At 71.2% G+C, this 18498-nt stretch carries 16 protein-coding genes; 8 read left to right on the forward strand and 8 right to left on the reverse strand.

Features of this window, described 5'->3' with window-relative positions:
- Positions 1-270 precede the first annotated feature (270 nt).
- Positions 271-2124, reverse strand: coding sequence for a DNA helicase RecQ (recQ, locus tag ACLQ23_RS29735; protein WP_425735534.1), 1854 nt, complete (start codon positions 2122-2124; stop codon positions 271-273).
- 77 nt (positions 2125-2201) lie between these two features.
- Positions 2202-2546, reverse strand: coding sequence for a hypothetical protein (locus ACLQ23_RS29740; protein WP_355594344.1), 345 nt, complete (start codon positions 2544-2546; stop codon positions 2202-2204).
- 251 nt (positions 2547-2797) lie between these two features.
- On the opposite strand from ACLQ23_RS29740, the gene rapZ reads away from it, so the two are divergent.
- From rapZ to ACLQ23_RS29780, 8 genes are all read left to right on the forward strand, one after another.
- A complete protein-coding gene (gene rapZ / locus ACLQ23_RS29745) occupies positions 2798-3700 on the forward strand; it encodes an RNase adapter RapZ (RefSeq protein ID WP_355594534.1) in 903 nt (300 codons plus the stop codon).
- Positions 3697-4722, forward strand: a complete 1026-nt coding sequence (locus ACLQ23_RS29750; RefSeq protein WP_355594346.1) for a gluconeogenesis factor YvcK family protein — start codon at positions 3697-3699, stop codon at positions 4720-4722. Before rapZ ends, ACLQ23_RS29750 begins: the two co-directional genes overlap by 4 nt.
- 54 nt (positions 4723-4776) lie before the next feature.
- Positions 4777-5757: a DNA-binding protein WhiA gene (gene whiA, locus ACLQ23_RS29755; protein WP_053656981.1), complete on the forward strand. Its 981-nt coding sequence runs from the start codon at positions 4777-4779 to the stop codon at positions 5755-5757.
- 261 nt (positions 5758-6018) lie between these two features.
- Positions 6019-7023, forward strand: a complete 1005-nt coding sequence (gene gap, locus ACLQ23_RS29760; protein ID WP_053656983.1) for a type I glyceraldehyde-3-phosphate dehydrogenase — start codon at positions 6019-6021, stop codon at positions 7021-7023.
- Positions 7020-8219, forward strand: coding sequence for a phosphoglycerate kinase (locus ACLQ23_RS29765; protein WP_425735536.1), 1200 nt, complete (start codon positions 7020-7022; stop codon positions 8217-8219). The genes gap and ACLQ23_RS29765 overlap by 4 nt, the downstream gene beginning before the upstream one ends.
- Entirely contained in the window at positions 8220-9011 is a 792-nt protein-coding gene (gene tpiA / locus ACLQ23_RS29770; RefSeq protein WP_355594350.1) for a triose-phosphate isomerase, read from the forward strand.
- A 95-nt stretch (positions 9012-9106) separates the two neighbouring features.
- Positions 9107-9367, forward strand: coding sequence for a preprotein translocase subunit SecG (secG, locus tag ACLQ23_RS29775; protein ID WP_355594352.1), 261 nt, complete (start codon positions 9107-9109; stop codon positions 9365-9367).
- 141 nt (positions 9368-9508) lie between these two features.
- Complete coding sequence (locus tag ACLQ23_RS29780; RefSeq protein ID WP_167943346.1) at positions 9509-9850, forward strand: RNA polymerase-binding protein RbpA; 342 nt, start codon at positions 9509-9511, stop codon at positions 9848-9850.
- Positions 9851-9904: 54 nt separating this feature from the next.
- On the opposite strand, the gene pgl is transcribed toward ACLQ23_RS29780, so the two are convergent.
- From pgl to tkt, 6 genes are all read right to left on the reverse strand, one after another.
- Positions 9905-10675: a 6-phosphogluconolactonase gene (gene pgl, locus ACLQ23_RS29785; RefSeq protein ID WP_355594354.1), complete on the reverse strand. Its 771-nt coding sequence runs from the start codon at positions 10673-10675 to the stop codon at positions 9905-9907.
- Positions 10676-10802: 127 nt separating this feature from the next.
- Positions 10803-11816, reverse strand: a complete 1014-nt coding sequence (locus tag ACLQ23_RS29790; RefSeq protein ID WP_355594356.1) for a glucose-6-phosphate dehydrogenase assembly protein OpcA — start codon at positions 11814-11816, stop codon at positions 10803-10805.
- A 22-nt stretch (positions 11817-11838) separates the two neighbouring features.
- Positions 11839-13389 (reverse strand): glucose-6-phosphate dehydrogenase, encoded by a 1551-nt coding sequence (gene zwf / locus ACLQ23_RS29795; RefSeq protein WP_355594358.1) that lies wholly within the window; start codon positions 13387-13389, stop codon positions 11839-11841.
- Between the two features lie 2 nt (positions 13390-13391).
- Entirely contained in the window at positions 13392-15041 is a 1650-nt protein-coding gene (locus tag ACLQ23_RS29800) for a glucose-6-phosphate isomerase (RefSeq protein WP_355594360.1), read from the reverse strand.
- Positions 15042-15108: 67 nt separating this feature from the next.
- On the reverse strand, positions 15109-16311 hold the full coding sequence (gene tal, locus ACLQ23_RS29805; RefSeq protein WP_355594362.1) for a transaldolase: 1203 nt from the start codon (positions 16309-16311) through the stop codon (positions 15109-15111).
- A 15-nt stretch (positions 16312-16326) separates the two neighbouring features.
- On the reverse strand, positions 16327-18465 hold the full coding sequence (gene tkt, locus ACLQ23_RS29810) for a transketolase (protein ID WP_355594364.1): 2139 nt from the start codon (positions 18463-18465) through the stop codon (positions 16327-16329).
- Positions 18466-18498: the final 33 nt, after the last annotated feature.

Below are 18498 nucleotides of genomic sequence, written 5' to 3' on the forward strand. Positions count from 1 at the left end.
CACAAGGGGCCCGGCCCTTCGCCATGCCACCGCACCCAAGCAAGTACACCGCAACCCCAGGGCGGTGGCGGGCCAGCCGGCGGCGGACGGCTGGTCCACCAGCACCACGCAGGCACGTCCTGGCGCGGCCCAGGTGGTGGCCGTTGGGCGCGAGGCACTGCCAGATGCCGGCGCGGGGGCAATGCCAACCGCCGGCGCGGGCGCCACGTCGTGGCCGCCGGACGTGGGCGGGCCGGTGGCGCGCGGTCGGACACGAGCGTCCGGGCGTGATCAGGCCGGGCTGGTTTCGGCGGCGAGGACGGTAAGGATCTGGTCGCCGTACTTGGCGAGCTTGTTCTCACCCACCCCGCTGACCCGTGACAGCTCGGCCAGTGAGGTGGGCGCGTCACTGGCGATCTGTCGCAGTGTGGCGTCGTGGAAGACCACGTACGCGGGCACGCCCTGCTCCTTGGCGGTCGCCGCACGCCAGGCGCGCAGTCGTTCGAAGAGCGTCGCGGCGGCCGGCGTCAGGTCGGCGACCACGGTGGCCGCGCCGCGCGGCTTCGACGAGCGACTCGACGTCGGCCGTTCCGGCTCGCGGCGCATCGTCACGACCCGTCGGCGGCCGAGTACGTCGGCGCTGGCCTCGGTGAGGGCCAGTGTGCCGTAGTCGCCCTCCACGGCGAGCAGCCCTTCGGCGAGCAGTTGCCGGACGACGCCGCGCCACTCGGCCTCGCTCAGTTCGGTGCCGATGCCGAAGACGGTTAGGGAGTCGTGGCCGTACTGGCTGATCTTGTCGGTCTGTTTACCGAGCAGGATGTCGATGCAGTGCCCGGCGCCGAACCGCTGGTTGCGTTCGCGGTCGAGGCGAAAGACTGTGGAGAGCAGCTTCTGCGCGGCGACGGTGCCGTCCCAGGACTCCGGTGGGTTGAGGCAGGTGTCGCAGTTGCCGCAGGCGGCCGTCGTGGTCTCGCCGAAGTATTCGAGCAGTTGGACGCGCCGGCAGCGCACCGTCTCGCAGAGCGCGAGCATCGCGTCCAGGTGTGCGGCGAGATTGCGGCGATGGGCGAGGTCGCCGTCGGATGTCTCGATCATTTTGCGTTGCTGGACGACGTCCTGGAGCCCGTACGCCAGCCAGGCGGTGGACGGCAGCCCGTCGCGGCCGGCGCGGCCGGTCTCCTGGTAGTAGCCCTCGACCGACTTGGGCAGGTCGAGGTGGGCGACGAAGCGGACGTCGGGCTTGTCGATGCCCATGCCGAAGGCGATGGTGGCCACCATTACCAGGCCGTCCTCGCGCAGGAAGCGCTGCTGGTTGGCGGCGCGGGTGGCCGCGTCCAGCCCAGCGTGGTAGGGCAGGGCGGCGATGCCGTTGGCGGTGAGGAACTCCGCCGTCTTGTCCACCGAGGCGCGGGACAGGCAGTAGACGATGCCGGCGTCGCCGGGGTGCTCGTCGCGCAGCAGAGCCAGGATCTGCTTGCGGGGCTCCCGTTTCGGCACGATCCGGTACTGGATGTTGGGCCGGTCGAAGCTGGCCACGAAGTGCCGGGCGTCGTCGAGCTTGAGCCGGGTGGCGATCTCGGTGCGGGTGGCGCTCGTCGCGGTGGCGGTCAGCGCGATCCGGGGGACCTGCGGCCAACGCTCGTGCAGCATCGACAGCGCCAGGTAGTCGGGGCGGAAGTCGTGCCCCCACTGGGACACGCAGTGCGCCTCGTCGATCGCGAACAGGGAGATGCGGCCCCGGTCCAGCAGGGCGAGGGTGGAGCGGACGCCGAGCGCCTCCGGTGCCAGGTAGAGCAGGTCCAACTCGCCGTTGACGAAGGCGGCCTCGACCCGACGTCGGGCGTCGAGGGTCTGGGTCGAGTTGAGGAATCCGGCCCGGACGCCGACGGCGGTGAGCGCGTCCACCTGGTCCTGCATGAGCGCGATAAGCGGGGAGACCACGACGGCGACACCGTCGCGGACCAGGGCCGGGATCTGGTAGCACAGTGACTTGCCGCCACCGGTGGGCATGAGCACCAGCGCGTCGCCGCCGGCGACGACATGGTCGATGACCTCCTGCTGGAAGCCGCGGAAGGCGTCGTAGCCGAACACCCGGCGCAGCGCGTCCAGCGCGGCCTCGGCTCGCACGTCGGTGGGGGAAGCCATCCGCGGAGTCTACGAGCCCACTCCGACACCGCCCGTCCGGCGCACCCGGGGGAGCGTCGGGCGGGCGGGTTCCGCGGTCAGCCGGTTTGGCTGGACCGGTTGGCCAGCCCGCGCGGCGGGGCTTTCATCCCCACCACGATGTCGACGATCTCGATGTAGCGGGCCTTGCTGCCCATCCGGAACGCGGTGGCCGCCGCGTTGATCTCTTCGAGGGTGTCGCCCTCGACGATGGTGACCTGGTCGTAGCTGCCGTTCACCCCGGTGCAGACGACGTGGGTGAGTTGTTTGGCGAAGCGCGCCAGATCACGGGCGTGTTCGGCGGAGACCTCGTGGATGCCTTCGCGGCCCAGCGCGAAGTACTCCGGGCTGATCCGCATGAACAGGAAGCCGACGTATTTGTTCTTGTCCGCCAGATCGTGCATCGCACCCTCCAAAAGTGGTCTTGAGCTGCGGCGATCACCCAAATCGTATTGATGATTACTGATCGTTATCAAGGGGTGGTTTTGTCGGGAGGGCGACCTGCGGCCCGGTGCCCCGGTCGACCCGGCAGCGCGTGCCCGTCCGACCCCGGCCAGGGAGATAGAGTCGCTGATTGACCATTCGCGGCCGATGGCGGCCGCGGCGCCACGGCTTGGGGGTATGGGTGAGCGAGGGGCGCACAGTCGGTGACCGGATCGAGGACCCGGCGGTCACCGACGAGCAGTCGACAGCCGAGTCGGAAACCACCCTCGTGGTGGTCACCGGGCTCTCCGGCGGTGGCCGCAGCACCGTCGCGCGGGCGTTGGAGAACGTCGGCTACTACGTGGTGGACAACCTGCCGCAGGCGTTGATGCTGGACATGGCCGAGTTGGCGTTCAAGGCCGGTGGCGCGGCCCGGCGTACCGCGATGGTGCTTGACGTGCGCTCGCGCGCGTTCTCCACGGACCTGGCCGGGGCGATCCGTGAGCTCAAGGAGCGCGGCTTCTCGCCCCGGGTGGTGTTCGTCGACGCCGATGACGAGGTGCTGATCCGGCGGTTCGAGAGCGTCCGGCGTTCGCACCCGTTGCAGGGCGACGGGCGGCTCGCCGACGGCATCGCCGTGGAGCGTGGGCTGCTCGAGGAGGCCCGCGACCAGGCCGACGTGATCATCGACACGAGCCACCTCAACGTCAACCAGCTTCGTCGGCGCATCGAGGAGTTGTTCGGCGGCGAGGACGCCCGCCGCCTGCGGCTCACGGTGCTGTCGTTCGGCTTCAAGTACGGCCTGCCGCCGGACGCCGACTTCGTGCTGGACGCCCGGTTCCTGCCGAACCCGTACTGGGTGCCGGAGTTGCGCGAGCACACCGGGCGGGAGGAGGCGGTAAGCGCGTACGTGCTCGGTCAGGAGGGCGCGGACGCGTTCGTCGCCTCGTACGCCGACCTGGTCAACGCCACCACCACGGGCTTCGAGCGGGAGGGCAAGCGGTACCTCACTGTGGCGGTGGGCTGCACCGGCGGCAAGCACCGCAGCGTGGCCATCGCCGAGGAACTGGCAAGCAGGCTGCGCCACTCCGGGCTGGCGGCCAACGCCCAGCACCGCGACCTGGGGCGCGAATGACGGCGCGCCGGGTGGTGGCGTTCGGCGGCGGTCACGGGCTCTCCGCGTCGCTGCGCGCGCTGCGCCACTGCGCCCCCGAACTCGACCTGGACATCACCGCAGTGGTGACCGTCGGCGACGACGGGGGGTCCAGTGGTCGGCTGCGCGCCGCGCGGGGCGGTCTGCCTCCGGGTGACCTGAGGCAGGCGCTTGTCGCGCTGGCCGGCGACCATCCGGCCACCCGCCGCAGCGCCGGGCTGTTCCAGCACCGCTTCGCCGCCGCCCCGGCTGCGGGCGTACCCCAGACGGGCGGGACAGCCCGGAGCCCGACGGCGGCCGACGGCCTCGACCCCGACGGGCTGGCCGGGCACGCGGTGGGCAACCTGGTGCTCTGCGGCCTGATGGAGCTGCTCGGGGACCCGGTGGCGGCGTTGGAGCACGCCGGGGCGATGCTCGGCGCGGTGGGGCGGGTGCTGCCGATGTCCCGCCAGCCGGTCGGCATCGAGGCACGGGTACGCGGCGCGGACCCGTCCGCTCCGGACGAGGTGTGCACGGTACGCGGACAGCACCAGGTGGCGGTCACCACCGGCCGGGTCGAGTCGCTGCGGCTCACCCCGGCGGCCCCGGCGGCCTGCGCCGAGGCTCTCGCGGCGATCGGCGCGGCGGACTGGTTGATCTTCGGGCCGGGGAGTTGGTACACGAGTGTCCTGCCGCACCTGCTGGTGCCGCAGTTGGCCGATGCGATCGTGTCCAGTTCGGCCCGGCGGCTGGTCACCCTGAACCTGGCGGCGGAGAAGGAGACCCTCGGGCTGTCCGTCGCTGATCATCTGGCGGCGCTGCACTGGTACCTTCCCGAGCTCAAGGTGGATCTCGTGCTCGCCGACGCCAAGGCGGTGGGTGACCCCGAACCGGTCGAACGTGCGGCAGAATCGCTTGGTGCCCGCCTGGTCCTCGCTCCCGTCGCCGTCGCCGACGGCACTCCCCGCCATGATCCGGCTGCCCTGGGCGCCGCGCTGGTGCCTGTCCTGGGTGCCGATCGTTAGACACGTACGTAATCTCCGGCGACACGCCGGAACAGGTCCGTGAGGGGACGCACAATGGCGATGACGGCCGCGGTCAAGGACGAGCTGAGTCGGGTCGACGTGCCCAAGCCCTGCTGCCGGCGGGCGGAGATGGCCGCCCTGCTGCGCTTCGCCGGTGGGCTGCACATCGTCTCCGGCCGCGTGGTGGTGGAGGCTGAGCTGGACACCGGGGCGGTGGCGCGCCGGTTGCGCCGGGAGGTCGCCGAGGTCTACGGCTATCCCAGCGAGATCCACGTGCTGGCCTCCGGCGGGCTGCGCAAGGGCAGCCACTTCATCGTGCGGGTGGTCAAGGACGGCGAGGCCCTGGCCCGGCAGACCGGCCTGCTGGACGTGCGTGGCCGGCCGGTGCGGGGGCTGCCTCCGCACGTGGTGGCCGCGAACGTCTGCTGCGCGGTGTCGGCGTGGCGCGGGGCGTTCATGGCGCACGGCTCACTCACCGAGCCCGGTCGGTCCAGCGCGCTGGAGATCACCTGCCCCGGCCCGGAGTCGGCGTTGGCGCTAGTCGGGGCGGCCCGCCGGATCGGCATCACCGCGAAGAACCGCGAGGTACGCGGGGTGGACCGGGTGGTGGTGAAGGACGGTGACGCCATCGCCGCGCTCCTCACCCGCATCGGCGCGCACTCCAGCGTGCTGGCGTGGGAGGAGCGTCGGGTACGCCGCGAGGTGCGGGCCACTGCCAACCGGCTTGCCAACTTCGACGACGCGAACCTGCGCCGCTCGGCGCGGGCGGCGGTGGCCGCGGCGGCCCGGGTGACGCGGGCGCTGGAGATCCTCGCCGACGAGGCGCCCAACCACCTGACCGACGCGGGCCGGCTGCGCCTGGAGCACCGGCAGGCGTCGTTGGAGGAGTTGGGGGCGCTTGCCGAGCCGCCGTTGACCAAGGACGCCATCGCCGGGCGGATCCGTCGGCTGCTGGCGCTTGCCGACAAGCGGGCCCGCGACCTGGGCATCCCGGATACCGAAGCTGCCGTCACGCCCGACATGCTCGTGGTCTGATAGGACGGTAGGGCCGCACGGTGCGCCCGGGAGCACGACCCGGCGCAGCGTGGTCCCGCACGCTCGGATATGGTCGCTGAGTACGGCAAGGGGGCCGACACAGGCACTCCTCGTCGTGCTCACCGCCTCGGGCGGTCAGGTCCTCAGACCGCGGCGGGGTGGCCGAGATGAACCGTCAACGGCCGGCTCCAGCGGTCGGCGCACACCACTTCGCCGGCCCGTTGTCGCAGCCGGCGGACCAGAACGCGAGGAGATGGGCCTGTGACCATCCGGGTTGGCATCAACGGCTTCGGCCGGATCGGCCGTAACTTCTTCCGGGCAGTGCTGGCGTCGGGCGCCGACGTCGAGGTCGTGGCGGTGAACGACCTGACCGACAACGCCACGCTCGCCCACCTGCTCAAGTACGACAGCATCCTCGGTCGCCTGCCGCACGAGGTCAAGGCCACCGCCGACGAGATCACCGTCGGTGGCAAGACCATCAAGGCGTACGCCGAGCGGGACCCGTCGAAGCTCCCGTGGGGTGACCTCGGTGTCGACGTCGTCATCGAGTCGACGGGCTTCTTCACCGACGCCACCAAGGCCAAGGCGCACGTCGACGGCGGCGCCAAGAAGGTCATCATCTCCGCTCCGGCGAAGAACGAGGACGTCACCGTCGTCATGGGTGTCAACCAGGACACCTACGACCCGGCGAAGCACACAATCATCTCCAACGCTTCGTGCACCACGAACTGCCTCGCCCCCATGGCGAAGGTCCTGCACGACACGTTCGGCATCCAGCACGGTCTGATGACGACGATCCACGCGTACACCCAGGACCAGAACCTTCAGGACGCGCCGCACTCGGACCTGCGTCGTGCCCGGGCCGCCGCGCTGAACATCGTCCCGACCTCGACCGGCGCCGCGAAGGCCATCGGCCTGGTGCTGCCGGACCTGAAGGGCAAGCTCGACGGGTACGCGCTGCGGGTGCCGATCCCGACCGGCTCGGTCACCGACCTGACCGTCAACGTGGGTCGCGAGACCACCGTGGACGAGGTCAACGCCGCGCTGAAGGCCGCCGCGGACGGCCCGCTCAAGGGCATCCTGGTCTACAACGAGGACCCGATCGTCTCCAGCGACATCGTCACCGACCCGGCGTCGTGCATCTTCGACGCGCCGCTGACCAAGGTCGTCGGCAACCAGGTGAAGGTCGTCGGCTGGTACGACAACGAGTGGGGCTACTCCAACCGCCTGGTCGACCTCGTCAAGCTGGTCGGTTCGTCGCTGTGAGCATCCGGACCCTCGACGACCTGCTCGCCGAGGGGGTGTCGGGTCGGCGCGTGCTCGTGCGCGCCGACCTGAACGTCCCGCTCGACAAGCAGACCGGTGACATCACCGACGACGGCCGGATCCGCGCGGTGCTGCCGACGCTCGGCGCACTTGTCGAGGCCGGCGCGAAGGTGGTCGTCTGCTCGCACCTGGGCCGCCCGAAGGGCAAGCCGGACGCGCAGTTCAGCCTCCGCCCGGTCGCCGGGCGGCTCGGTGAGCTGCTCGGCGCGCCGGTGCACTTCGCCACCGACACTGTCGGCGACTCCGCCCGCTCCACCGTGGAGGGCCTGGCCGACGGCCAGGTCGCCCTGCTGGAGAACCTGCGCTTCAACGCGGGGGAGACCAGCAAGGACGAGGCCGAGCGGGGCGCGTTCGCCGACCAGCTCGCCGCGTTCGGCGACGCGTACGTCGACGACGCGTTCGGCGCCGTGCACCGCAAGCACGCGAGCGTCTACGACGTTCCGGCGCGGCTGCCGCACGTCGCGGGTCGACTTGTGCTGCGCGAGGTCGAGGTGCTCTCCACGCTGACCAGCGAGCCCGAGCGGCCGTACGTGGTGGTGCTCGGCGGGTCGAAGGTCTCCGACAAGCTGGCGGTGATCGAGGCGCTCCTGCCGACTGTCGACCGGCTGCTCATCGGCGGCGGGATGTGCTTCACCTTCCTCAAGGCCCAGGGCCTGGAGGTGGGCACCTCGCTGCTGGAGGAGGACATGGTCGAGACCTGCCGCAACCTGCTGGAGCGGTCCTCGGGCAAGATCATGCTCCCGGTCGACGTGGTTGTCGCTGACGCGTTCGCGCCGGACGCCGCGCACGACACGGTCCGCGTCGACGGCATCCCGAGTCACCGGCTCGGCCTCGACGTCGGCCCGGAGACGGTAGCCGGGTTCGCCGCCGCGCTGTCGCAGGCGAAGACCATCTTCTGGAACGGCCCGATGGGCGTGTTCGAGATGGCGGCGTTCGCGAACGGCACCCGAGGCATCGCCGAGGCGATCACCAAGGCCGACGCGTTCAGCGTCGTCGGTGGCGGTGACTCGGCGGCGGCCGTGCGTGCCCTCGGGCTGGACGAGTCGAGTTTCAACCACATCTCCACCGGAGGCGGCGCCTCCCTGGAGTATCTCGAGGGCAAGGCCCTCCCCGGCATCGCGGCCCTGGAGAACTGAATGGCGAGCACGACCCGCCGGCCGTTGATGGCCGGCAACTGGAAGATGAACCTCAACCACCTCGAGGCCAACCTGCTGGTGCAGAAGCTGGCCGCGAGCCTCAACGAGAAGCAGCTCACCGACGTCGAGACGGTGGTCCTGCCGCCGTTCACCGACCTGCGCACCGTGCAGACCGCGGTGGACGGCGACAAGCTGCTGATCGGCTACGGCGGGCAGGACCTGTCCCCGCACGCCGGGGGCGCGTACACCGGGGACATCTCCGGCTCGATGCTCGCCAAGCTCGGCTGCACGTACGTGGTGGTCGGGCACTCGGAGCGGCGGGCGTACCACCACGAGGACGACTCGGTGGTCAACGCCAAGGTCAAGGCGGCGCTCACGCACGGCCTGACCCCGATCCTGTGCGTGGGGGAGGGGCTGGACATCCGGGAGCAGGGCACCCACGTGGCGCACTGCTCACAGCAGCTCGACGGGGGCCTCGCCGGGCTCACCGCCGAGCAGGTCCGCCAGGTCGTGATCGCGTACGAGCCGGTGTGGGCGATCGGCACCGGCAAGACGGCGACCCCGGAGGACGCCCAGGAGGTCTGCGCGGCGGTCCGTCAGCGGGTGGCGGAGCGCTTCGACCAGGAGACCGCCGACCAGGTGCGGGTCCTCTACGGCGGGTCGGTCAAGGCGTCGAACGCCGCCTCGATCATGGCCCAGCCGGACGTGGACGGGGGCCTGGTGGGTGGCGCCAGCCTGGACGCTGAGGAATTCGCGCAGATCTGCAGGTTCCCGGAGCACATCGCTCGCTGATCGCTCGCTATCCTGGACACCGCCCGTCCGCCGGTCGGTGCCGCCGTGCCCGATCAGACCGGGCGAGGATCGCTACGAGAGGACTTCCCCCAGTCATGCCGATCTGGTTCGCATACGTGTTGATCGTGCTGCTGACGATCACCAGCATTTTGCAGATCCTGCTGATCCTGCTGCACCGCGGCAAGGGCGGCGGTCTGTCGAGCATGTTCGGCGGCGGCGTCAGCTCCAGCCTCGCGGGCTCGTCGGTGGCGGAGAAGAACCTGGACCGCTACACCGTCCTGGTGGGGATCATCTGGTTCGCCTGCATCGTCGGGTTGGGGCTCTGGCTCCGCCTCCAGATGAGCGGCGTTGCCTGAGCAGGCTCGCGAAGTCGTACAATCTGCGCGCGGTTCGTCACTCGACGGGCCGCGCGCAGGCTTTTCTCCGCTGCACACCGCGTCGCCCGCCGCCCATCCCTGACGGCTGCGGGTCCCCTCCGACGACAGGAGCGAGCAGCCGTGCCGAATGGCAACGTCATCCGAGGAGCCCGGGTCGGGTCCGCACCGATCCGCCCGGACGAGCGACACCATCCCGCCCCGCGCCGGGACGTCACCTACTGGTGCCGCAACGACCACCGAACCGACATCCGGATCGCGGCGGAGGCTGCGGCGCCCCCGGTGTGGGACTGCCCGCGCTGCGGCCTCCCCGCCGGGCAGGACGAACAGAACCCGCCCGGTCGGGTCCGCGCCGAACCGTACAAGAGCCACCTGGCGTACGTGAAGGAGCGGCGTACCGCCGAGGAGGGTGAGGCGCTGCTGGCCGAGGCCCTCGCCGCGCTGCGCCGCCGCCGAGGTGAGTGAAAGGAAGGGCCCCTTATTAACGCCCAGGCGCTAATAAGGGGCCCTTCCTTTCACTTAGCGCAGGCTGCGCAGGCGTGCCGGCACGTCGGCGGCTGCCGCCCGGTCGAGCAGCCAGCGGGTCTGGTGCACGCCGTGCACACCGGCGGCCGGCAGCTGCACCGGCCCGGCGCCGGCCAGCGCCATACCCACCGCGCGTGCCTTGTCCGCGCCACCGGCCACCAGCCAGACCTCCTCGGCCGTGTTGATCGCCGAAAGGGTGAGCGTGGTCCGCACCGGCGGCGGCTTCGGGCTGCCCCGCACCGCGCTGACCGGCCGGGTCTCGTAATGCACGGGATGCCCCGGAAAGACCGATGCGACGTGACCGTCCTCCCCGACGCCGAGCATCAACACGTCGAAGTGCGGCAGCGTGGCGTGCCCCGGCCGGGCGGCGCGAGCCAGCTCCTCGGCGTACCCGGCGGCGGCAGCCTCCGGGTCGTTGCCGGCCGGGCCGTCGGACGCCGGCATGGGATGCACCCGGGCCGGGTCCAGCGGAACCACGTCCAGCAGCGCGGCGCGGGCCTGGGTCTCGTTGCGCTCCGGGTCGCCGGCGGGCAGGAACCGCTCGTCGCCCCACCACACGTCGACCCGTGACCAGTCCACCGCGTCGCGGGCCGGCAACTGCCCGACAGCCCGGTACACGGCCGCCGCGATCCGGCCACCGGTGAGCACCACAGCGGCCTCACCCCTGTCGGCCTGGGCGTCGAGCAGCTTCACCAGCAGCCGGGCCGCCACGGCCTGCGCCAGCATGTCGGCGTCGGCGTGGACGGCGACACTCGCCTCACTCATCGGTTGTGCCTTCGTTTCCCGACCGCGCACGGCGGTCGCTGTCGCATCGTGCCGGGGCGGGCTGCCCCGGAAGTGCCGGGGCGGGCGCCGGGGACGTCCCGGCCCCGCCCCGCTGACGTGACCCGGCTCAGCGCTCGCTCGTGCCGCTGTGCGCGGTCACCCCGGCCTCGGCGCGCCGGGCGGTTGCCGGATCCTTCCAGACGTGCACCCGCTGCGGAGAACGCTGCTCCAGCCCACGCAGCCCCACCGTGGCGCCCAGCGCCTCCGCGTACACCTGGTCGGCGTCGAGCCGACGCAGCTCCTCGGCCAGTTCGTCACCGAGCGGCCGACGGACGAGAGGCAGCGTCCGGTCGTCCTGGCCCGTCCGCCGGAACACCGCCATGCTGTCCTCGCGGGTGAGCGTCAGACGGTCACCGTTGGCGCAGGTCAACTGCACCTCCCGCATCCGGGGGAACTCGTTGGTGTCCACCCGGGCCGGCTGGATGCCGAGCCGGCTGGACAGCCAGCCCGACATCAGCTCCGCAGTCGGGTCGGTCGGCGGCGCGACAATGGTCGCCTCGGTGACCTTCGCCTGGGTGGTGTCGAACGCGCCGGCAACGAGGGTCCGCCACGGGGTGATCCGCGTCCACGCCAGGTCGGTGTCACCAGGCGCGTAGTCGTGGGCCCGCTGCCGCAGGGCGGCGATCGGATCCGCCGCCTGCGCGCTGTCGGTGATCCGCCGGTCGGCGACCACGCCGAGGAAGTCGGTGGCGATCTCCGCCGGAGGCGGACCGTGCCACCAGGTCACCACGGGTACGTCAGGCACCAGCAGGGGCATCACCACCGACTCGGCGTGCAGGGCGAGCCGCCCGTACATCCGGGTGACGACAGCCTCGCACGGGCCGAGCCGGCCGCCGACCACGATCTCCGCGTCCAGCCGGTTGCGTTCCCGCTCGATGTCGGAGCGGACCACCACCAGCAGCCGGCACGGGTGGGCTGCGGCGGCGATCGTCGCCGCAGCCTCTGCCTCCCGTACCCGCTTCTCGTCGACCACCACGATGAGGGTGAGCGCCATGCCACTGGCCACACCGCCGGCGCTGCGCCGTTCGGCGGCGAGCGCCTTGACCACCTCGTTGCCGGTGGTGTCCCACAGCCCGATCACTGGAGCCTCCTGGTCTGCTCGCTCACGCGCGTCGCCATGCCCGGCCCTCGCGGGCCAACATCTCGTCGGCTGCCCGCGGCCCCCATTCACCAGCGCGGTACGGCTCCGGCGTCGTGCCCGCCCAGGCGTGCTCCAGCGGGTCGATGACCTGCCAGCTCTGCTCGACCTCGGCCGCGTCGGGGAACAGCGTGCGGTCGCCGATCAGCACGTCCAGCACCAGCCGCTCGTACGCCTCGGGGCTGGACTCGGTGAACGCCTCGCCGTACTGGAAGTCCATCGCGATGTCGCGGACCTCCATCGTGGTGCCCGGCACCTTCGAGCCGAACTTGAGCACCACACCCTCGTCGGGCTGCACCCGGATCACCAACTGGTTGTTGCCCAGCGACTCCATGTCGGCGTCGTTGAACGGCAGGTGCGGCGCCTTCTTGAACATGATGGCGACCTCGGTGACGCGCCGGGGCAGTCGCTTGCCGGCCCGGATGTAGAACGGCACCTCGGCCCACCGGCGGTTCTGGATGCCCAGCCGCACCGCCACGTACGTCTCCGTGGTGGAGTCGCTGGGGACGTCCTGCTCTTCCAGGTAGCCGACAGCGCGTTCGCCGCCCACCCAGCCCGGCAGGTACTGGCCGCGCACGGTGTCCCGGGCCACGTCCTTCGGCAGGGTGATCGCCTTGAGCACCTTCAGCTTCTCGGCCCGGATCTCGTCGGCGTCGAAGCTTGTCGGCTCCTCCATGGCCACCAGGGCGAGAAGCTGGAGCAGGTGGTTCTGCAGCACGTCGCGGGCGGTGCCGACGGTGTCGTAGAAGCCGGCGCGGGTGCCGATGCCGACGTCCTCGGCCATTGTGATCTGCACCGAGTCGACGTACTTGGAATTCCACAGCGGCTCGAACAGGTTGTTGGCGAACCGCAGGGCGAGGATGTTCTGGACCGTCTCCTTGCCCAGGTAGTGGTCGATCCGGAAGACGTCCTGCCTGGTGAACACGTCGTCGACCAGGTCGTTGAGCGCCTTGGCCGACGGCAGGTCGTTGCCGAACGGCTTCTCCACCACCACGCGGCGCCAGCCGCCGGACTTGTCGTTGTCGGCCATTCCGGTGCGGGCCAGCTGCTTGAGCACGACGGGGAACGCGGCGGGGGGGATGGAGAAGTAGAACGCCGCGTTGCCGGTGATGCCGTGGGTCTGCCGCAGGCCGTCAAGCGTGGACGCGAGCTGGTCGAAGGCGGCATCGTCGTCGAACGACCCGCCCACGAACTTGATGTTGCCGGCCAGCCGTGCCCACACCTCGTCCCGCCACGGCGTACGGGCGTGCTTGCGGGCCGCCTCGCACGCGAGGGTCTCGAAGTCGCCGTCACCCCAGTCGCGCCGGGCGAAGCCGAGCACCACGAAGCCGGGTGGCAGCAGACCTCGGTTGGCCAGGTCGTAGACGGCCGGAAGCAGCTTTTTGCGGGCCAGGTCGCCGGTCACCCCGAAGATCACCAGAGCGCACGGCTCGGGGATCCGGGGCAACCGGCGGTCCTGCGGGTCGCGCAGCGGATTCACGCTGCCTTCTCGCTCCGCGTCTGTCACATCGTCCATCCTCACGTGCGCAGCTCACCGGCCGCGTCGAGCAGTTGGGCGACGCCGGCCGCCCGGTCGGTCAGGTGCAGCCGCAGCACCGGGCGCTCCCGGCCCGCGAGGGCCTCCCGGTCGCCGGCGGCCTGCGCCGCCTGCAACTCCCCGAAGGTGTACGGCTTGCCGGGCACCGCCAGGTCCTCGGCGACCGCGCCGGTCACCTGTAGGTAGCTGCCCACCTGCGGGCCGCCCTTGTGGTACTGGCCGGTGGAGTGCAGGAACCGCGGCCCCCAACCGAATGTGACAGGCCGGCCGGCCGCCTCGGCCAGCAGCGGCCGCAGCCGGGCCGCGTCGGCGTCGGCGAAGCGGTCCAGGTACGCCATCACGGCCAGGTAGCCGTCCTCGCCCAGCCCGTCCAGCAGCCAGCGCAGCACGCCGGCCAGGTTGTCCGGGGCGCCCTGCGGCGCGTACACCTCGATCGCGCCCTCGGTGAACGACGGCGACTCCGCCGGCAGACCCGAGGCCAGGATCTTGTTGGTGTTCTCCTTGGACTCGGTGACGTTCGGCTGGTTGAACGGGTCGATGCCGAGCACCACGCCGGCCACGGCGGTGGCGTACTCCCAGGCCAGGAACTGCGCGCCGAGCGGGCCGTTGACGGCCACGTCCGGGTTGGCGCCGCCGCCGGGCATGTCACCGGCGGCAAGCGCGCCGCCGTAGCTCACCGTCAGCACGTCCGGCCCGGTGGCGCCGGGGCTCTGCGGCGACTCCACCACCACCGGCAGGATGCCCACCCCGGCCTTGCCCGTCGACTCGGCGATCAGCTGCTCGGCCCAGTCGCCGAGCCCGTCGATGCCGGTGCCGTCGGACACCAGGGCCACCTTGTCACGGGCCAGCGTCGCTGCGGCGCCCAGCGCGGCGCCAAGCGCCAGCGCCGGATTGTCGCGGTCCCCGTCGAGCGACTGCGCGAGCGCGTCGGCCTGGTCGAGGAGTTCGGCGACCTCGACCCCGGCCAGCGCGGAGGGGACCAGCCCGAACGCGGTGAGCGCGGAGTACCGGCCGCCCACGTTCGGGTCGGCGAGCACTGTGAACGCGCCCATCTCGCTGGCGGTGGTCGCCAGCGGGGAACCCGGGTCGGTGACGATGACGAAGTGTCGACCGGCCTCCGCCTCGCTCATCCCGGCGTCCAGGAACGCCTGCCAGTAGGCACGCCGGTGGCTGTCGGTCTCCACAGTCGAACCGGACTTGCTGGCCACCACCACGACGGTGCGCTCCAGCCGGTCACCGAGGGCCGCCCGGACCTGGCCCGGGTCGGTGGTGTCCAGCACGGTAAGCGGCCGGCCCAGGGTCCGGGTGATCACCTCGGGGGCCAGCGACGAGCCACCCATTCCGGCGAGGACCACGTGGTCCAGGTCGGCCAGCTCCGCGGTCAGCTCGGCCAGCTGCGTCAGCAGCTCCCGGCTGTGCCGGTGGGTGTCCACCCAGCCGAGCCGGATCTTCGCCTCGGCCTCGGCGTCCGGACCCCACAGGCCGGCGTCCTTCGCCGCCAACCTGCCCGGGACGCCAGCCTTTACCAGCGCGTCCCGGGTCGAGGCGGGCGCTGACTTGTCAACGGCGTCCGCGCCGTACACGGCCAGACCACCGGCGGCCTCCACGGGCCCGTCGAGAAGGTTACTCATGCCGCCACTCCGCTTCGCTGCGTGCCGTCATGAGGCACATTCGCACTGAGCCTGCTGATTCGCTCGCTCATGCGTTACCACCGGCCTTCTCTGCGGCCTTGGCGTTGCCCTTGGCGGCCTTGTTCGGCGCGCCCTTGCCCTTCGCCGCAGCCTCCAGCGACTTGCGGACGCCGTCGAGCAGCTCCTGCCAGCTGGCCTCGAACTTCTCCACGCCCTCGCGCTCCAGGGTGGCGATCACGTCGGCCATGTCCACCCCCACCGACTCCAGGTCCGCGAAGACGGCGCGGGCCGCGTCGTAGGCGCCGGTGATGGTGTCCGCGCGGGTCTCACCATGATCGGCGTACGCGTGGATGACCGGCTCCGGCATGGTGTTGACAGTGCCGGGGGCGATCAGCTCCTCGACGTAGATGACGTCGCGGTAGTCCGGGTTCTTCGTCGAGGTGGACGCCCACAGGGGCCGCTGCGGGTGCGCGCCGGCGGCGGCGAGGGCCTTCCACCGGTCGGAGGAGAACACCTCGCTGTACCGCTCGTACGCCAGCTGGGCGTTGGCGACGGCTGCGCGCCCCTTCAGTCCCAGCGCGCGCTCTTTGCCTGCGCTGTCGGCGGCCTTGTCGGCCATCCGATCCAATCTCTTGTCGACCTCGGAGTCGACGCGGGAGACGAAGAACGACGCCACCGAGCCGATGGTGGACAGATCGTGGCCGTTGGCCTTGGCCTGCTCCAGACCGGCCAGGAACGCCTCCATGACCGCCGAGTAGCGGTCCAGGCCGAAGATCAGCGTGACGTTGACGCTGATGCCCTCGGCGAGCGTGGCGGTGATCGCCGGCAGCCCCGCCTCGGTGGCCGGGATCTTGATGAACAGGTTGGGCCGGTCGACAAGCCACCACAGCGCCTTCGCCTCGGCGACCGTCTTGTCGCTGTCGTGCGCCAGGCGGGGGTCCACCTCGATGGAGACCCGGCCGTCGACACCGTCGCTCGCGTCGTACGACGGGCGCATCACGTCGCACGCCCACCGCACGTCGTACGTGGTGAGCATGCGTACCGATTCCTCGACGTCCACGCCACGGACGGCGAGGTCGTGCAACTGCCAGTTGTACTCGTCGGCGTCGCTCAACGCCTTCGCGAAGATCGTCGGGTTGGTGGTCACCCCCGCGACGTGCTGCTCCCGCCGGAGCTTGTCCAACCCGCCGGAGCTGAGTCGTACCCGGGACAGATCATCGAGCCACACCGCCACACCGGCGGCGGTGAGTTCACTCAATTTGTCAGTCATGCCGTCCACGCTCCCTCAGTTGCCGGTCGTGAAACCGGTGATGTCGCCCACCCGGGCCAGCGAGGCGTGAGCCGCCGCCACGATCCGGTCGGGGGTGAACCCGAATTGCTCGAAGAGCACGGTGTGCGGGGCGCTCGCGCCGTAGTGCTCCAGGCTGACGCTCTCGCCGAGGTCACCGACGACGCCGCGCCAGGACATGGCGATGCCCGCCTCCACGCTCACCCGTGCCTTTACCCCGCGGGGGAGGACCGACTCCCGGTAGGCCTCATCCTGCTCGTAGAACCACTCCTGGCAGGGCATCGACACGACCCGGGTGGGGGTGCCGTCGGCCTCCAGCCGCTCCCGGGCGGTCAGGCAGAGCTGCACCTCGGAACCGGTGCCGACGATGATCACCTGCGGCTTGCCGTTTGACGCCTCGGCCAGCACGTAGCCACCCTTGGCCACGCCGTCCGCGCTGCCCAGGACGTCGCGGTCCAGGGTCGGCAGCGGCTGGCGGCTCAGCGCCAGGGCGGTCGGCCGGTCGGTGTGCTCCAGCGCCATCCGCCACGCCCAGGCGGTCTCGTTGGCGTCCGCCGGGCGGACCACGTCCAGGCCGGGGATGGCGCGCAGCGCGGTCAGGTGCTCCACCGGCTGGTGGGTCGGGCCGTCCTCGCCCAGGCCGATCGAGTCGTGCGTCCAGACGTACGTCACCGGCAGCTTCATCAACGCGGCCAGCCGCACCGACGGCCGCATGTAGTCGCTGAACACCAGGAACGTGCCGCCGTACGGGCGGGTGCCACCGTGCAGGGCGATGCCGTTGAGGATCGCGCCCATTGCGTGCTCACGGATGCCGAAGTGCAGCGTGCGGCCGTACTCGTGGCCCGGGAAGTCCTTGGTGGCGTGCGCGGCCGGGATGAACGACGGCTCGCCCTTCATCGTGGTGTTGTTGCTCTCGGCCAGGTCGGCCGAGCCGCCCCAGAGCTCCGGCAGCACCGGTGCGAGGGCCTCCAGCACCTTGCCCGACGCGGCCCGGGTGGCCACGCCCTTGGCGTCGGCGGGGAAGGTGGGCAGCGCGTCGGCCCAGCCGTCGGGCAGCACCCGGCCGGCCATCCGCTCGTAGAGTGCCGCGCGCTCCGGGTTGGCCTTCTTCCAGGCGTCGAACGCGGTGGTCCACTCCTGCTGCGCGTCGGAGCCACGGCCCATCACCTGCCGGGCGTGGCCGAGCACCTCCTCGTCGACCTGGAAGGTCTGCTCCGCGTCGAAGCCGAGGATCTCCTTGGTGGCCTTCACCTCGTCGGCGCCGAGCGCCGAGCCGTGGATCTTGCCGGTGTTCTGCTTGTTGGGCGCCGGCCAGCCGATGATCGTGCGCAGCGCGATGAAGGAGGGGCGCCCGGTCTCGGCCTTCGCCGCCACCAGCGCCCGGTGCAGGGCCTCGGCGTCCTCGTGGTACTCACCCTGGTCGGCGTCACCGCTGCGCCAGTCGACGGTCTGCACGTGCCAGCCGTACGCCTCGTAGCGGGCGGCCACGTCCTCGCTCTTGGCGATCCGGGTGTCGTCCTCGATCGAGATCTCGTTGTCGTCGTAGATCACCGTGAGGTTGCCCAGCTGCTGGTGCCCGGCCAGAGCGCTGGCCTCGTGGCTGATGCCCTCCTCGATGTCACCGTCGGAGACGATGCACCAGATGTCGTGGTCGAAGACCGACGTGCCGGGCTCGGCCTCCGGGTCGAACAGGCCGCGCTCGCGGCGGGCCGCCATGGCCATGCCGACGGCGTTGCCGAGGCCCTGCCCGAGCGGGCCGGTGGTGGTCTCCACTCCGGGCGTGTGGCCGTGCTCGGGGTGACCCGGGGTGAGCGAGCCCCACTGCCGCAGCGACTTCAGGTCATCGAGGCTCAGCGGGTAACCGGACAGGAAGAGCTGGATGTAGAGGGTCAGGCTGGAGTGCCCGGCGGAGAGCACGAACCGGTCGCGGCCCGGCCAGTTCGGGTCGGCCGGGTTGTGTCGCATCACCCGGTTGAAGAGAAGGTAAGCAGCAGGTGCCAGGCTCATCGCGGTGCCCGGGTGACCGTTGCCGGATTTCTCCACGGCATCCATGGCCAGCACGCGGACGGTGTCGACAGCCCGGCGATCGAGGTCGGACCAGTTGAGTTCGGAATGCGCGGGTCGGTTGGCAGCCACGATGGTTGTGCTCCTCGGCAGATGGGCGGAACC

Origin of the sequence: Micromonospora sp. DT41, assembly GCF_049841715.1 — a bacterium.
GTDB classification, from domain to species: Bacteria; Actinomycetota; Actinomycetes; order Mycobacteriales; family Micromonosporaceae; genus Micromonospora; species Micromonospora profundi.

Excerpts from the sequence above, each read along its gene's own strand:
- recQ (WP_425735534.1), bottom strand. The coding sequence starts at position 2,124 with ATGGCTTCCCCCACCGACGTGCGAGCCGAGGCCGCGCTGGACGCGCTG.
- ACLQ23_RS29740 (WP_355594344.1), bottom strand. The coding sequence starts at position 2,546 with ATGCACGATCTGGCGGACAAGAACAAATACGTCGGCTTCCTGTTCATG.
- ACLQ23_RS29750 (WP_355594346.1), top strand. The coding sequence starts at position 3,697 with ATGACGGCGCGCCGGGTGGTGGCGTTCGGCGGCGGTCACGGGCTCTCC.
- whiA (WP_053656981.1), top strand. The coding sequence starts at position 4,777 with ATGGCGATGACGGCCGCGGTCAAGGACGAGCTGAGTCGGGTCGACGTG.
- tpiA (WP_355594350.1), top strand. The coding sequence starts at position 8,220 with ATGGCGAGCACGACCCGCCGGCCGTTGATGGCCGGCAACTGGAAGATG.
- secG (WP_355594352.1), top strand. The coding sequence starts at position 9,107 with ATGCCGATCTGGTTCGCATACGTGTTGATCGTGCTGCTGACGATCACC.
- pgl (WP_355594354.1), bottom strand. The coding sequence starts at position 10,675 with ATGAGTGAGGCGAGTGTCGCCGTCCACGCCGACGCCGACATGCTGGCG.
- zwf (WP_355594358.1), bottom strand. The coding sequence starts at position 13,389 with ATGGACGATGTGACAGACGCGGAGCGAGAAGGCAGCGTGAATCCGCTG.
- ACLQ23_RS29800 (WP_355594360.1), bottom strand. The coding sequence starts at position 15,041 with ATGAGTAACCTTCTCGACGGGCCCGTGGAGGCCGCCGGTGGTCTGGCC.
- tal (WP_355594362.1), bottom strand. The coding sequence starts at position 16,311 with ATGACTGACAAATTGAGTGAACTCACCGCCGCCGGTGTGGCGGTGTGG.